12 protein-coding genes are annotated in these 14,795 nt (G+C 68.9%); 4 read left to right on the forward strand and 8 right to left on the reverse strand.

Annotated elements, in window-relative coordinates:
• The first annotated feature begins 305 nt into the window (after positions 1–305).
• Positions 306–1,121, forward strand: a complete 816-nt coding sequence (locus FFK22_RS37985; RefSeq protein WP_138892852.1) for a class I SAM-dependent methyltransferase — start codon at positions 306–308, stop codon at positions 1,119–1,121.
• Positions 1,122–1,166: 45 nt separating this feature from the next.
• Here the strand turns inward: FFK22_RS37985 and FFK22_RS37990 are convergent, their stop codons facing one another.
• The 6 genes from FFK22_RS37990 to FFK22_RS38015 all read right to left on the reverse strand — a co-directional run bounded on the left by FFK22_RS37990 (position 1,167) and on the right by FFK22_RS38015 (position 9,694).
• Positions 1,167–1,406: a hypothetical protein gene (locus FFK22_RS37990; RefSeq protein WP_138892851.1), complete on the reverse strand. Its 240-nt coding sequence runs from the start codon at positions 1,404–1,406 to the stop codon at positions 1,167–1,169.
• 57 nt (positions 1,407–1,463) lie between these two features.
• Complete coding sequence (locus FFK22_RS37995; RefSeq protein ID WP_138892850.1) at positions 1,464–2,882, reverse strand: hypothetical protein; 1,419 nt, start codon at positions 2,880–2,882, stop codon at positions 1,464–1,466.
• Between the two features lie 368 nt (positions 2,883–3,250).
• Complete coding sequence (locus tag FFK22_RS38000) at positions 3,251–6,328, reverse strand: efflux RND transporter permease subunit (protein ID WP_138892849.1); 3,078 nt, start codon at positions 6,326–6,328, stop codon at positions 3,251–3,253.
• A gap of 7 nt (positions 6,329–6,335) precedes the next feature.
• Positions 6,336–7,475: an efflux RND transporter periplasmic adaptor subunit gene (locus tag FFK22_RS38005; RefSeq protein ID WP_221939170.1), complete on the reverse strand. Its 1,140-nt coding sequence runs from the start codon at positions 7,473–7,475 to the stop codon at positions 6,336–6,338.
• 15 nt (positions 7,476–7,490) lie between these two features.
• A complete protein-coding gene (locus FFK22_RS38010) occupies positions 7,491–8,999 on the reverse strand; it encodes an efflux transporter outer membrane subunit (protein WP_221939171.1) in 1,509 nt (502 codons plus the stop codon).
• An 86-nt stretch (positions 9,000–9,085) separates the two neighbouring features.
• Positions 9,086–9,694, reverse strand: a complete 609-nt coding sequence (locus tag FFK22_RS38015) for a hypothetical protein (protein WP_138892847.1) — start codon at positions 9,692–9,694, stop codon at positions 9,086–9,088.
• Between the two features lie 210 nt (positions 9,695–9,904).
• On the opposite strand from FFK22_RS38015, the gene FFK22_RS38020 reads away from it, so the two are divergent.
• The 3 genes from FFK22_RS38020 (at position 9,905) to FFK22_RS38030 (ending at position 13,640) form a co-directional block, all read left to right on the forward strand.
• Complete coding sequence (locus FFK22_RS38020; protein ID WP_138892846.1) at positions 9,905–10,633, forward strand: response regulator; 729 nt, start codon at positions 9,905–9,907, stop codon at positions 10,631–10,633.
• Complete coding sequence (locus FFK22_RS38025) at positions 10,630–11,913, forward strand: ATP-binding protein (RefSeq protein ID WP_138892845.1); 1,284 nt, start codon at positions 10,630–10,632, stop codon at positions 11,911–11,913. Before FFK22_RS38020 ends, FFK22_RS38025 begins: the two co-directional genes overlap by 4 nt.
• 248 nt (positions 11,914–12,161) lie before the next feature.
• Positions 12,162–13,640 carry an MFS transporter gene (locus FFK22_RS38030; RefSeq protein ID WP_138892844.1) on the forward strand — a complete coding sequence of 493 codons (1,479 nt, stop codon included), beginning with the start codon at positions 12,162–12,164 and terminating at the stop codon, positions 13,638–13,640.
• On the opposite strand, the gene FFK22_RS38035 is transcribed toward FFK22_RS38030, so the two are convergent.
• Positions 13,637–14,545: a LysR family transcriptional regulator gene (locus tag FFK22_RS38035; RefSeq protein ID WP_138892843.1), complete on the reverse strand. Its 909-nt coding sequence runs from the start codon at positions 14,543–14,545 to the stop codon at positions 13,637–13,639. The genes FFK22_RS38030 and FFK22_RS38035 overlap by 4 nt on opposite strands.
• Positions 14,546–14,577: 32 nt before the next feature.
• On the reverse strand, positions 14,578–14,795 hold a 218-nt coding region (locus FFK22_RS43475), incomplete at its 5' end, for a hypothetical protein (protein ID WP_221939172.1).

A 14,795-nucleotide genomic window follows, 5' to 3' on the forward strand; every position in this document is an offset into this window, starting at 1 on the left:
GAGCACCCCGATCTGCTGCAGCGCGAGGCTGCGGCAGTGAGCGTGGATGTCGGGATCTTCCGATGCGGGCTCCATGGAACATATCATGAACAAATGCCGCAGTTGACGCAATGAACTTTGCGTTAACAACTCGCCGCGGCCGGCGCAGGCGGCGGCAGCCTGGATCGCCGCGCTTGCGGGCTCGCGATAGCGGCAGGAGCCGCGAGGACGTCGCCCACTCAGGCGGGATGGTCCGTCGCCACTCGGGAGATTGCCGCCCGTCCGGCCGGCGCATAGGCTCGGCCGGAACGGTCGAGCGAGGCATCATGAGCGGCAACGACCAGGGCGGCGCGCCATCCGCGGGCATGGCCAGACAGTACGGCGACAGCCGGAAGCTCGCGGCGCGGGCGCGCCTGCACCGGGAATACGCGGTGGCCGAGACGCCGTGGTTCGCCTGGGTGGCCCAGCAGTTGCCCCTCAGGGCCGGCGATCATGTGGTCGACATCGGCTGCGGCCCGGGCTGGTTCTGGGCCTCGGCGGCGGACAGGCTGCCGGACCGGCTGGCGCTGACCCTGGCCGACCAGTCGCCGGGCATGGTCGAGGAGGCGACGGGCCGGTGCCGGCCGTTGCCCTTCGGTTCGGTCGCGGGGCGGCAGGCGGACGCCGCGGCCCTGCCCTTCGACGACGGCAGCTTCGACGCCGTCATCGCCATGCACATGCTGTATCACCTGGCCGACCCGGCCGCCGGCATCGCGGAGATGGCGCGCGTGCTCCGGCCCGGCGGCGTCCTGGCGGTCACCACCAACGGCGCCGGCAACATGCGCGAGCTGTACGAGCTGACGACCGTGTTTGGCGGTGCCTCGTCCGAGCCGATGGCCGCGATCTTCGGCTTCGACGCAGCCGAGCGCCTGATGCGGTCGCGGTTCGGCAACGTGGCCTGGTCCCGGCATCCGGCCGGCCTCCGGATCACCGATCCCGAGGATGTGTTCCTGGCGCTGACGTCCTTTCCGCCGGGCGAGACCGCCAGCGAGACTCAGCAAGAGGCCTTTCGCGCGGCCATCGACCGCGCCTTCCGGCAGGCGGGCGGCGTGCTGGAGGTCCGGACGGAGATGGGGCTGTTCCTCAGCCGGAAGGGGTCTTGAGCAGGGGTACTGCCATCGGCTGGTCCCGGATCGGCAGGGCTTGGCCTAAGCTGGGCAGCCGTCGTCGATCCATGTCTGAAACAGCTGTATCTTGTCAGGCGTCCATGGCCCACCGGATGAGACAGGAGGCATCAGCTTCCTGCCAGTGCTCTTCAGGCGCCCAAGGATCTCTGTGGCATTCGCCTTGACATCGTCATAATTCGACAGGTCGCAGTAGAAACTCATGTGATCTATATCGATGTCCGTGAATAGAGGCCGGATGTCGGTCGCGAAGCTGACTGCCATTGTCACGTCCTCCTTCGAGGGTCATTGAGGTGATGGAGCTGATGGGCGGTGGCTTGACTATTGATTCTCGGCTGCCTGGAAGAACTGCATCAGAGACTTCATCATTGGATCGGAGCCGAGCGGCGGGCTGCTTGGCGGCGCTTGCTTCCCTCGGGCGAGCTGCGTGGAGAACAGATCGGCTGTAGCCAGCGCTCCTGGCCGAAATGCGTCCATCGTCACGAACATGACGAAATCGCGCCCCTGTTCGTTAGATATCTGATGGCATGTCATGCAGCTGCCCCCGTCAAACTGGAAGTATGTCTCCATAGTTGTATTGGCGATCTCGGATCCACCGTCGGGGAACGGTTTCCCGTCATTATTTGGATCCTCGGGGCTAATCTGGGTCGGCCACTGGGTTGCGACCAGCATGTAGTTCTCCCACACCGTGCCTTTGATGCCAGGCAAGCTCCAGTAGGCGTTGTTCATCTTCATTGTTTCGGGTTGGATCTGCTGCTTGCGCACCACCTGCATGGGTGCTGGCGAAGCGACGGGTGGATTGGTGGGAGAAATCGCTTTGGGGCGTCTGGCGGGATCGAGCGCTTGCGGCTTGGACGGGTCGTTGAACGACAAGGCGATGCCGGTGGGAGGCTTCGGCTCGGTGGTCAGCCCGGGTACGTTGTCCACCTGCTCGAACGTCGACCAAATCCATTGCGGCCGATGGGGCGTCTTCGTCACGATGTGAAAGCCGACAAGGGCGATGTCCCGGCTAACACATTTGTTGGCAGCAACATCGAATACATTAGCGTCGTGAACTATGTAGTAGCGAGCGCGGATGGCAGATGTGTCCCTGTCCGTCAATACGCGCCACGCCGCCTTCACTTCGGTGGATCCTTGGCCAAACGGAACGGGATTCTCCGGTTTTGGCAGATTGGCTTCGATATACCAGCGGTTCCGAACAATCGAATCGAACTCTGTCTGGTTTACCCTGACCTCGTAGCGCACATAGGTCTGGTTCTGTGCGATCAAGGGATTGCCCAGGTCGCCCAGGCTGAAGACCGCTTGGTTGAAGTCGCCGAATGCAGTGAACGCGCTGAGCGTCACCACATCATTGGTGAAGGACGGACCGCAGGGATTCACCCCCTCATAGGAAGTCCACGCACTGGGGTCTTTCCCACCCGGTTGGAATATCTCGATTCTCGACTTCCAGGTTGTCCACACGCGCGGCCCGCTGGCATCACCGAACGGCTTCGACCGGTCAGGCTGGCCACGCTTCGCGGGATCGTCGAAGGCCGGCCAGTTGAGGGCGATGAAGCTGCGCCAACTGTAATTGTCGAAGAATGGGAAGGGATCCTGCCCCGAGGGTGTCGGCGGCACATCGGGGAGCGGGTCTGGCGAAATGGCCGGCGCAGGTACATCCTGCGCGCCAGCTTTTCCTGCGGCGACGCTGCCAAGGCAGAGGAGCGCGAGAGCTGCCGCGACTATTCGCCGGATCGCCATGATTTCCCCCTATGGGCTCAGCCGAATGAGCTGAAACGTCCCGCCGTCGCAGGGACTACAAAATCATCTGTAAAATTTTATGTATGATATCGAGCCAATTTTCAGAAGATAATGATACGAGAATCGTAATGTTCTTTCAATATCATTCGCAATGTCCTGACTCGACTTCGGTCCCTGGTTGAGCCGGCGAACTCAGGGCGGCGGCGAAATGGTCACAGCGCGCGGAGCGAAGCAGTCCAGTCCCGCGGTACCTGGCGGCGGCAGGCTAGATCGCCGCGCCTCCTGTGCAGGCTCGCGATGACGGTGTGGGTCGCTTGTGCCCCAAGGCCGTCATCGCGAGCGCGGCAAAGCATCCGACGGCCAAGCCGTCACGCCTCGCTCGGCTTCGGCTCTCCCTCCCTCGCCCCCTCCGCATGGTGATCCGCAGCCAGCAGCATGTAGACGGCCGGCACCACGAACAGCGTGAAGATCGTGCCGATGGTCAGGCCGCTGGCGATGACCAGGCCCATGTTGAAGCGCGAGACCGCGCCGGCGCCGGTCGCCAGGATCAGCGGCACCACGCCCAGCACCATCGCGCCCGTGGTCATCAGGATCGGACGCAGCCGGATCGAGGCGGCGCCTTCGATCGCCTCGCGCTTGGTCTTGCCGGCCTGCTGCAGGCTGTTGGCGACCTCGACGATCAGGATGCCGTGCTTGCTGATCAGCCCCATCAGCGTCACCAGCCCGACCTGGGTGTAGATGTTCATGGTGGCGCCGCCGACGCCGACGCTGATGAAGGCCAGCGCGCCGGCGATCGACATCGGCACCGAGACCAGGATGATCAGCGGGTCGCGGAAGCTGTTGAACTGGGCCGCCAGCGCCAGGAAGATGATGATCAGCGCCAGCGCGAACATCTGCACCAGGCCGCTCGATTCCTGCACCGTCTGGCGCGACTGGCCGCCATAGTCGACCGTGTAGCCCGGCGGCAGCGTCTGGTCGGCCAGCGACTTCAGCTGCGCCAGCGCCTGGCCGGTCGAGATGCCCGGCGCCGGCACGCCCGAGATGGTGGCCGAGTTGAGCTGCTGGAAATGCGAGATCGAGCGCGGCGCCGCCTCGGTCTTGATCGTGGCGATCGAGGACAGCGGGATCTGGGTGCCGTTCACCGCGGTGACCGGGTAGTTCAGCACCTGGTCGGTGGTCAGGCGCGAGCGCTGCTGCACCTGCGGGATCACCTGGTACGACCGGCCGTCGATGCTGAAATAGTTGACGTAGCCGCCGCCGAGGATGGTGGCCATGGCGGTGCCGACATCGCTCATGGTCAGGCCCAGCGCCGCCGCCTTGTCGCGGTCGATGCGGATCTCGGCCTGCGGCTTGTCGACCTGCAGGTCGCGGGTCAGGAACACGAACAGGCCGGACTTCTGCGCCGCCTGCTGGAAGGCGGTGGCGACGTCGTTGAGCTCCTTGAACCCGTCGGTCGTGGTGATGGCGAACTGGATCGGCAGACCGTTGCTGCCCGGCAGCGGCGCCGGCTGGAAGGCCACGCTCTGGGCCGCCGCGATCTTGGCGATGTCCTGCTGCATCAGGGTCTGCACCGTGCCGGCGGTGCGCTCGCGCTGGTCCCAGGGCTTCAGCACCTGGACCGCGATCGAGGTGCCGCTGCTGTCGATGCCGAGGGTGTGGTCGGTCTCCGGATAGGCCCGCATCGCCTGGGCCACCTGGTCGGAGTTCGAGGCCTTCAGCGCCAAGGTCGCCTGCGGCGGGTTGGTGGTGGAGACCAGGACCGCGCCCTGGTCCTCGTTCGGCGCCAGCTCGGTCTGCGCATCGGCGTAGAGGAAATAGATGCTGCCGAGCACGATGACGGCGAAGACCATCGTCACCGCCACGGTGTTCAGGCTGCCGTGCAGCATGCGCTGATAGGGCCGCCGGATGTGCTCGAATCCGCGGTCGATGACATCCGTCAGCCGCTCCTCCCAGCCGCTGCGGTCGGCCAGATGCGGCTTGAGGATGCGCGAGCACATCATCGGCGTCAGAGTCAGCGCCACCACCATCGAGACGGCGACCGCGCCGACCAGGGTGAAGGCGAATTCGGTGAACAGCGCGCCGGTCAGCCCGCCCTGGAAGCCGATCGGGACATACACGGCCACCAGCACCACGGTCATGGCGATGATCGGCCCGACCAGCTCGCGCGCCGCGTCGAGCGCGGCCTGCAGCGGCGTCGCCCCCTCCTCGATGTGGCGGTTGACGTTCTCGACCACGATGATGGCGTCGTCGACCACAAGGCCGATCGCCAGCACCAGAGCCAACAGGGTCAGCAGGTTGATGGAGAAGCCGAAGGCCAGCATCATCGCGAAGGTGCCGACCAGCGACAGCGGGATCGCCACCACCGGGATGAACACCGAGCGCGGCGAGCCCAGGAACAGGAACACCACCAGCACCACGATCACCAGCGCCTCGACCAGGCTGGTCACGACCTCGGTGATCGAGCTGGTGACGAAGGCGCTGGAATCGTAGATCAGGGTGGCGTGCAACCCGCTGGGCAACTGGGCCTGGAGGCCGGGCATCGCCGCCTTCACCCCGGCGACGACGTCGAGCAGGTTGGCGGTCGGCGCCACCTCGATGCCCATCATGATGCCGGTGCGGCCGTCGACGGTGGACCGGCTCTCGTAATCCTGCGAGCCGAGCACGACCTGGCCGAGATCCTTCAGCCGGATCACGGCGCCGTCCGACTGCTTGACCACCAGGTTGCGGAACTCCTCGACATCGTGCAGGTCGGTCGAGGCGGTCAGGGTGATCTGGGTGGCGTTGCCCTTGGTGGTGCCGATGCCGGAGATCGCGTTGTTGTTGCCGAGCGCGGTGTAGACGTCGGTGGCGGTCAGGCCGTAGCCGGCCAGCTTGTCGGGGTCGAGCCAGACGCGGAGCGCGAACACTTTCGGACCCAAAAGCTCCGCCGTCTGCACCCCCTGCACCGCCTGCAGCTTCGGCTGCACCACGCGGGTCAGGTAGTCGGTGATCTGGTTCGCGGCCAGGACGTCGCTATAGAAGCCGATATACATGGCGGCGATGGTCTGGCCGACCGACAGCGTGATGGTCGGCTGCTGCGCCCCCGAGGGCAGCTGGTTGAGCACCGAGTTGACCTTGGTGTTGATCTCGGTGACCGCGGCGTCGGAGTTGTAGTTCAGCCGCAGATTGACGGTAATGGTCGAGACGCCGCTGGTCGAGGTCGAGGTCATGTAGTCGATGCCGTTCGCCTGGGCGATGGCGTTTTCCAGCGGCGTGGTGATGAAGCCGGCGATCACGTCCGGATCGGCGCCCGAATAGGTCGTGGCCACGGTGACGACCGCGTTCTCGGTCTTCGGATACTGGCGCACGGCCAGCGAGGCGTAGGACTGGTAGCCGAGGACCACGATCAGCAGGCTGACCACCAGCGCCAGCACCGGCCGGCGGATGAAGATGTCGGTGATGTTCATGGCGGCCTCAGCTCGGGTCCGCCGGGGCGGCGTTCGGGTCGTTCGGCGGCGTCACGCTGTTGTTGACCGTGACCGGCGAGCCGTTCTGGAGCTTCAGCTGGCCGGAGGTGACGACGGTGTCGCCCTCGGCCACGCCCTTGGCCACCGCGACCTGGTCGCCGCGGCTGCCGGCGGTGGTGACGAAGATCTGCTTCACGGTCTGGGCCGCCCCCTGCCCCGCCACGACATAGGCGATGTCGCCATAGGGGTTGGACACGATCGCCGTCGCCGGCAGGGTGACGTAGCGCTGCGGCGCGCCGACCGCGACCGCGGCCTTGCCGTACATGCCGGGCAGCAGGACGTGGTCCGGGTTGGCGAAGCTGGCCCGCACCGTCAGGCTGCGGGTGGTGCTGTCGACCAGCGGGCTGATCGCGGTGATCGTGCCGTCGAAGCTGCGATCCGGATAGCCGTCGAGCGTCGCCGCCACAGCCTGCCCGACCTTGAGCTTGGCCAGGGCCTGCTGTGGCAGGGTGAAGTCGAACAGGATCGGGTCGAGCGACTGCAGGGTGACGACCGTGGTGCCGGCGCTCAGATACTGGCCGAGATCGACCTCGCGCACGCCGAGCCGGCCGGCGAAGGGCGCCTTGACCGTCTTCTTGTCGATCAGCGCCTGCTGCGCCGCGACCTGGGCCTGGGCCTGCTTCAGCGTCGCGAGGTCGCTGTCGACCGTGGCCTGGCTGACGCCCTGGGCCTTGAGCTGCTTCAGGTCGCGGTCATAGGTGACCTGGGCGTTCTCCGCCGCCGCCCGGTACTGCTGCAGCGTCGCCAGATCCTCCTCGGCGCGCAGCTGCAACAGCGGCGTGCCGGCGGCGACGTCCTGGCCGTCCTGGAAGCTGATCGCCTCGACGATGCCCGCCACCTCGGAGGACAAGGCGGCGCCGTTGACCGCGCGGAAGCTGCCCACCGCCTCCAGCCGCTCCTGCCAGTCGGACGAGGTCGCGGTGGTGGTCGACACGGTCTGGGCGGGGTTGCTGCGGGCCGCGATCGCCTGGGCGATCATCTGGCTCTTGAAGGCCTGGAAGCCGAAGATGCCGCCCAGGATCACGCCGATCACGATCAGCATGACCACCATGCGGATGATCATCGAAGCCGTTCTGCTCTTGGCCATGTCTTTGTCCGTCGATCAATCGGGCAGGCTGGGGGTCGGCTGCTTGTGGCCGGCGGGGGTGTCGGTGCGGTTCCACCAGCCGCCGCCGAGCGCCTGGTACAGCGCCGCGGTGTCGCTGAGCCGCAAGGCCTGGGCCTGGATCCGGCTGATCCGGGCGTTCAGGAGGCCGGTCTGCGCGGTCAGCACGGTGGTGTAGGTGGTGGCGCCGGCCTGGTACTGGCTGCGGGCGATGCCGAGGCTGCGCTGGGCCGCCTGCTCCGCCGCCAGCTGCGCCTTCAGCGTGTCGGCGTCGTACTGGATCGCGTGCAGCGTGTCGGCGACGTCCTGGAACGCCGACAGCACGGTGCTGCGATACTGCGCCGCCGCCTGGTCGAAGCCGGCCTCGGCGGCGCGCTTGTCGTGCAGCAGCGAGCCGCCGTCGAAGATCGTCTGCACCACCTGCCCGGCCAGGGACCAGGCGATGGTACCGGGCGAGAACAGGCTGCCGAAGCTGTCGGCGCTGCTGCCGTAGCTGGCGCTGAGCGTGATCTGCGGCAGCATGTTGGCGATGGCGACGCCGATCTTGGCGCTGGCGGCCCCGAGCTGCGCCTCCGACGACCGGATGTCCGGCCGCTGCTCGACCAGCTTGGACGGCAGGCTGAGCGGCAGGTCGGCCGGCAGGGTCAGCCCGGACAGCTCGAAATCATCGCCCGAGATCTCGCTGGGGAAGCGGCCGAGATAGACGGCCAGCTGGTTGCGCTGCTGCGCCAGCTGCTTCTGCAGCGGCGGCAGCAGCGCCTCGTCCTGCGCCACCGTGGCCTGCTGCGACGCCACGTCGGCCTGCGAGATGCCGCCGAGCGAGAATTGCTGCTGCAGGATCGCCAGGAAGGCGCGCTCGGCCTTGATGATGTCCTCGGTGGCCTTGATCTGGGCCCTGAGTGAGGCCTCCTGGATCGCCGCCGTCACCACGTTGCTGCTGATGGTCAGATAGCTGGCCTCGAGCTGGTAGCGCTCGTAATCGGCCGTGGCTTGCAGCGATTCGATGTTGCGCCGCGTGCCGCCGAACACGTCGAGGTCGTAGGACACGTCGACCGAGGCGCCGGTGACGTTGTAGACCGAGGTCACGGTGCGCGACCCGGCGGTGGTCGACACCGTGCTGTTGCCCTGCTCCCGCGTGGCGGAGCTGGAGCCGCTGACGGTCGGGAACAGCTCGCCCTGCCCGGCCGAGACATTCTCCTGCGCCTGGCGCAGCGCCGCCTGGGCCGACTGGATGTCGGGATTGGCCTTCAGCGCCTCGGCCACCAGCCGGTTCAGCGGCTCGGACCGGAACACACGCCACCAGTCGCCCGGGATGTCCCGGCCGTTCTGGATGCGCTGCGCAGCACCACCCGGCACGTTGGCCGAGGCGGTCTGCGCCAGGGGCGTGCCGGGCGTGTACTGGCCGACGCCCGGCGCGGCCGGACGCTCGAAATCGGGGCCGACCGCGCAGCCCGCCAGGACCAGGGCGAGCAGCGACGCGGTGCCGCGCAGAAGATGTGATCTCACGATGACCGATCAGTGTCGGGAAGAGGCAGAGACATCGGGCCGGCCCGGTTGCGTGGGGGGAACACCGGGCCGGCCCGACCGGTCCGTCAGCCGGCGTGGGGCACCGGACGCTCGGCCGGGGGGCCGAAGCGCTGATCCTGCGGACCGGGACCAGGGAAGGGAGGCGGCGGCCCCATGTGCCGCTCCGCCTGCTGCAGCAGGGCGATCTGCTCCGGCGACAGCCTGTCGCGCAGAACCGTGATCGCCGATTTCAACGTCGCGGCCGCATCGCCCCGGGCGATCGCGGCATCGGCCAGGCGCTCGGCCGGGGCGAAGGCCTCCGGACCCTTGCCGTCCGCCGGCGGCATGGTCGGCCGCGGCGGCTCCGCCACGGCCAGGAGGGCGCTGGTGTAGTCGCGCCAGGCGTCGAGCTGGTCGGCACGGATGCCGATCAGGGTCTCCAGCCCGGCCAGGTCGCGCGCCAGCTTCATCCGGAAATCGGGCCGGCGACCCCAGCCGGGACCGGGCTTGTCGGGGCCGCCGGGACCGCTCAGGCCTCCCGGACCCCATGGCATCGCATAAGACGGGGCGGCGTGCACCGCGTTGGCGTTGACCGGGTCGGCCAGAGCCGTGCCGCCCGGGCTCAGCACCGCGCCGAGGGTGAGACCGATGACACCGGCCGTCGCAACACCGATGATGGCGACAGTGGATTTCATCGATGACTCCTGTTGCTGTGAACGAGGCGAAGCTAGGAGCGCCGTGTTGCTGCCTTTCGTCCCCCCATTGCCGAATGTGGACCGCCAGAGGAAATTGGTTGCCCAACGTTGCCGGCCGGCCGCCGGCAATACTTCGTTGCAGAAAATCCGTCGCCTGCCGTCTCCGGTGCCGTAAAGATCACGACAACAGCTTTGGCGTCTTCCCGATCGATGCAGACTTCTCCCCATATCCTTGTCGTCGACGACGATCCCGAGATCCGTCGTCTGCTCGGCCGCTATCTCGACGGCCAGAACTTCCGGGTCAGCCTGGCCGCCGACCGGCGCGAATGCGAGGAGCGGCTGGCGGCGGGCCGGATCGACCTGCTGGTGCTCGACGTCATGCTGCCCGACGGCTCCGGGCTCGAGATCTGCCGCGAGCTGAGCCGGCGCAAGCCGCATCTGCCGGTCATCCTGCTGACCGCGCTGAAGGAGGATGTCGACCGCATCATCGGGCTGGAGATCGGCGCCGACGACTATCTCGGCAAGCCGTTCAACCCGCGCGAGCTCGTGGCGCGGATCCGGGCCGTGCTGCGCCGGACCGGGGCGACGGTGCCGGAGGAGGCAGCACCGCTGGGCCGCTATCGCTTCGCCAACTTCATCGCCGATCCGGCCACCCGGCGCATCTTCGACGACGCCAGCGAGGAGGTGGTCCTGACCGGCGCCGAGTTCGAGCTGCTGCTGGCCTTCCTGGAGCGGCCGGGCCGGATCCTGTCGCGCGACCAGCTGCTGGACCTGACCCAGGGCCGCGAGGCGGAGCCGCTGGACCGGTCGATCGACGTGCTGGTCAGCCGGCTGCGCCGCAAGCTGGGCGACGGCGGCCGGTTCCAGCTGTTCAAGACGGTGCGCAACGGCGGCTACCAACTCGCCGTGTCGGTCGAGCAGATCGGAGCAGCGGCGTGAACACGCTGCGCGCCCGCATCATCCTGCTGCTGGCGGTCTCCATCATCGCCGTGGTCGGCATCGCCAGCTTCGTCGCCCTGCTGCTGCTGCGCGAGCCCTCGCCGACCCGCACCATCGATCCCTTCGTGCGGCAGATCCGGCTGATCGCCGACCTGGTCGAGAACGGCATCGGGCCGGTCGACAACCCCGGGCGGGCGGCCGATTTCGAGCTGCACCCGATGCCGGCGCCGGGCAAGCCGGACCAGCGCGGGATGGACCTGCTGCGGGACGCCATGCACAACGCCGGCAACGCCTTGCCCATGCTCATCTCCCGGCAGAGCCCCGAAGAGCCGCAGATCCTGTCGGTGCAGATCGATCCGCGCCGCTGGTTGTGGCTGCCGATGCCCGACCTGCCGGTGCCGCAGGGCGTGCCACTGGCCTTCGCCGGCTGGATGCTGCTGCTGGTGCTGGGCGCGATCGGCATCGCCGCGGTCGCCGCCGACCGGGTGATCAGGCCGCTGGCGCTGCTGGAGGGCACCATCGCCCGGATCGGGCCGGACGGCACCCTGCCGGAGCTGGCGGAGACCGGCTCGGCCGAGATGAAGACCACGGCGCGGACGCTGAACCGCCTGTCGGCCCGGCTGCGCGCGGCGATGGAGAGCCGGATGCGCCTGGTCGCCGCCGCCGGCCACGACCTGCGCACGCCGATGACCCGGATGCGCCTGCGCGCCGAGTTCCTGCCGGAGGAGGAGCGCGAATCCTGGCTGAAGGACCTCGACGAGCTCGACCGCATCGCCGACAGCGCCATCCGGCTGGTGCGCGAGGAGGTCGAGGGCGACGATTCCGAGCCGGTGCGCCTCGACCGGCTGGTCGAGACCGTCAGCACCGAGCTGGCCGAGCAGGGCCTGCCGGTGGTCCTGTTGCGGGCCGCGCCGGCCTCGGTCAAGGCCGGGCCGCTGGCGCTGAAGCGGGCGCTGCGCAACCTGGTGATCAACGCCGCCACCCACGGCAAGGGCGCCGAGGTGGCGCTGGACGCGGCCCGCGGCGAGGCCCAAGGCGAGGCCCGCATCACCATCACCGACCGCGGCCCGGGCATCCCGCCGGATCTGCTGGCCCAGGTGTTCGAGCCGTTCTTCCGGGTCGACCCGGCCCGGCGCCAGACGGTGCCGGGCGCCGGGCTGGGCCTGGCCATCGCCAAGGAGATCATCGACCGCACCGGCGGCCGGATCGAGATCGCCAACCGTCCCGAAGGCGGGCTGGTCCAGATGGTGACGCTGCCGCTGAAAGACGCGGCGGGCTGAGGCGGGTGCGGCACGGTCCGCTCCCCCTCACCCTCCCGTCGCCTTCGGCGCCGGGCCCCTCCCTCTCCCCGAGGAGAGGGGAATGTTCACCTCTCCTCGGGGAGAGGTCGAAATCGCGCAGCGATTTCGGGTGAGGGGGCGGCTCCGGCCCCGCAAAGCTGCTCCCGGTCCTTCGCCGCCCTCCCCGCCTCCTGCAGCCGCTAGGATGGCGCGCCCCGACTCGCGCGGGGCGGGAGGAAGCGGCAAAAATGACCCTGACCCAGTCCGAGATCCGCACCATCGTGCTCGGCGCCCTGCTGGCGCTGTTCCTGTCGGCGCTCGACCAGACCATCGTCGCCACCGCCCTGCCCTCGATCGGGCGCGAGCTCGGCGATTTCGAGCTGATCTCCTGGGTCGTCACCGCCTATCTGCTGACCTCGACCTGCGCCACGCCGATCCTCGGCAAGCTCAGCGACCTGTATGGCCGCCGGCTGATGCTGCTGGGCTGCCTGGTGCTGTTCCTGGTCGCCTCGGCGCTGTGCGCCCTGTCCACCACGATGACCATGCTGATCGCGGCCCGGGCGTTGCAGGGCGTCGGCGGCGGCGGCCTGCTGACCCTGGCGCAGACCGTGATCGCCGATGTGGTGGCGCCGCGCGAGCGCGGCCGCTACGCCGCCTATTTCGCCACGGTCTGGGCCGGCTCGGCCCTGATCGGCCCGACCCTGGGCGGCGCCCTGACGCAATATGCCGGCTGGCCCTGGATCTTCTGGATCAACCTGCCCTTGGGCCTGCTGGCCATCGGCATCGTCGACCGGGCGCTGCGCAAGCTGCCGGTGCCGCGGGTCAAGGCGCGGATCGATTTCACCTCCGTCGCCCTGCTCAGCCTCGGCACCGTGGCGCTGCTGCTCGGCCTGTCCTGGGGCGGCACGGCCTTCCCCTGGGCCTCGCTGCCGATCGCCGCGACCGCGGCGGTGGCGGTCGCCGCCGGCTGGCTGTTCTTCCGCCGCCAGGGCCGGGTCGAGCAGCCGATCCTGCCGCCGCGCTTCCTCGGCGATGCCGTGGTCGGGCCGGTGCTGCTGTCGGTCTTCCTCGCCTTCGGCGGCTATCTGGTGCTGGCGGTGCTGGCGCCGACCTATCTGCAGGTGGCGCTGCAGGCCGGGACCGGCGAGGTCGGGCTGATGATGATCCCGCTGATGGTCTCGACCACCGTGACCGCCTCGCTGTGTGGCCGCTACATCACCCGCACCGGCACCTATCGCCGGCCGCCGATGGTCGGGCTGCCGGTGGCGATCGTGGCGGCGCTGGCGCTGGCGGCGGTGGCGACCCACGCCACGCCGCTGATCGCCTCCGGCCTGCTGATGATCGTCGGGCTCGGCGTCGGGCCGATCTTCCCGGCCAGCATGGTGGCGTCGCAGAACGCCGCGGCGATCCGCGACCTCGGCGCGGTGACCGGGGCCGTCGGCTTCTCCCGCGCCCTCGGCGGGGCCATCCTGGTCGCCGCCGGGTCGGCGCTGGTGCTGGGGCTGATCGTGGCCTGGAGCCCTTCGGTCGCCTCGGTCTCCGGGCTGGAGGAGCTGGTGCGCCGGCCGCTGGGCGAGACCGAGCGTGTCGCCATCGCCCGCGCCTTCGCCGTGCTGTTCGCGGCGGTGGCGGCGGTGTTCGCGCTCAGCCTCCTGATCTATCTGCGGGTGGAGCACCGGCCGCTGCGCACGCAGACCCATGGCGGTGCCGAGGGCGGAGCCGGCTAGCGCCGCTCCCAGATCGGCTCGGCGGCGAAGCGTTCGACCAGGAAGTCCACCACCGCGCGCACCTTGGGCGCCAGGTTGCGGTTGTGCGGCCAGACGGCGTAGATCGCGCCGAACGGGTTCTCGTAGTCGGTCAGCAGCGGCACCAGGCGCCCGGCGGCGATGTCCGGGCCGACGATGAAGTCCGGCGACAGCGCCAGCCCGGCGCCGGCCCGCAGTGCCGCCAGGGTGACCTCGGCGTTGTTGGCGCGCAGCCGGCCGTCGACCCGCACCGTCTCCAGTCGCCCGTCCGGGCCGACGAACTCCCACTCGTTCTGGTCGGTGGCGTAGCTGTAGAGGATGCAGTCGTGCTGCAGCAGCTCGGCCGGGGTGCGCGGCACGCCGCGGCGGGCGAGATAGGACGGCGCGGCGCAGACCAGCCGGCGGCACGAGGCGATGCGCCGGGCCACCAGGCTGGAATCCTGCAGCCGGGTGATCCGGATCACCAGGTCGAAGCCCTCGGCCACGACGTCGACGAAGCGGTCCTCGAACAGCGCCTCGATCCGCAGCTCCGGCCAGCGCGCCAGCATCTCCGGCACCAGCGGCGCCAGGTACTCGCGGCCGAAGCTGGCCGGCGCGTTCAGCCGCAGCACGCCGCGCGGCTCGGCCGACAGATGGGTGATCGCCCGCTCCGCCTCCTCGACCTCGCGGGCGACGCGGAGGCAGCGCTCGTAGAAATCCTGGCCGGCATCGGTCGGGCTGAGGGTGCGGGTGGTGCGGTTCAGCAGCCGGGCGCCGAGCCGGTCCTCCAGCTTCGCGATCTGCTTGCTGACCGCCGATTTCGACAGGCCGAGCCGCGCTGCCGCAGCCGAGAAGCTGCGGCTGTCGACGACCTGGGCGAAGACGATCATGGCGCCGGGCATGTCCATGACCGGCAAGGTCTACGAGGCGAAGCGCAGGGTCAACGACCGAGCGGCTGATCGCGCACGAGAGCGCCGATATAGTCCTTCAGCGTCACCGATCCGCGCACGGGCTGGTCCGGCCTCTCGAAGCCGCCGTCGACGCCGGCCGCGGTCATGCGGGCATAGGACCGCGCGGCCGGCTCGGAAAAACCGATGTCGCGAAACGTCCGTTCCCAGGCCTCGCGCGGGATCTCATTCACCTCGACCGGGCGGCCGA

Source organism: Mycobacterium sp. KBS0706 (genome assembly GCF_005938675.2).
Lineage (GTDB): Bacteria > Pseudomonadota > Alphaproteobacteria > DSM-16000 > Inquilinaceae > Inquilinus.

What these genes read in the sequence shown, in the direction of transcription:
- FFK22_RS37995 (WP_138892850.1), bottom strand. Translation starts at nt 2,882, where the DNA reads ATGGCGATCCGGCGAATAGTCGCGGCAGCTCTCGCGCTCCTCTGCCTT.
- FFK22_RS38035 (WP_138892843.1), bottom strand. Translation starts at nt 14,545, where the DNA reads ATGGACATGCCCGGCGCCATGATCGTCTTCGCCCAGGTCGTCGACAGC.
- FFK22_RS37990 (WP_138892851.1), bottom strand. Translation starts at nt 1,406, where the DNA reads ATGGCAGTCAGCTTCGCGACCGACATCCGGCCTCTATTCACGGACATC.
- FFK22_RS38000 (WP_138892849.1), bottom strand. Translation starts at nt 6,328, where the DNA reads ATGAACATCACCGACATCTTCATCCGCCGGCCGGTGCTGGCGCTGGTG.
- FFK22_RS38005 (WP_221939170.1), bottom strand. Translation starts at nt 7,475, where the DNA reads ATGGCCAAGAGCAGAACGGCTTCGATGATCATCCGCATGGTGGTCATG.
- FFK22_RS37985 (WP_138892852.1), top strand. Translation starts at nt 306, where the DNA reads ATGAGCGGCAACGACCAGGGCGGCGCGCCATCCGCGGGCATGGCCAGA.
- FFK22_RS38030 (WP_138892844.1), top strand. Translation starts at nt 12,162, where the DNA reads ATGACCCTGACCCAGTCCGAGATCCGCACCATCGTGCTCGGCGCCCTG.
- FFK22_RS38015 (WP_138892847.1), bottom strand. Translation starts at nt 9,694, where the DNA reads ATGAAATCCACTGTCGCCATCATCGGTGTTGCGACGGCCGGTGTCATC.
- FFK22_RS38020 (WP_138892846.1), top strand. Translation starts at nt 9,905, where the DNA reads ATGCAGACTTCTCCCCATATCCTTGTCGTCGACGACGATCCCGAGATC.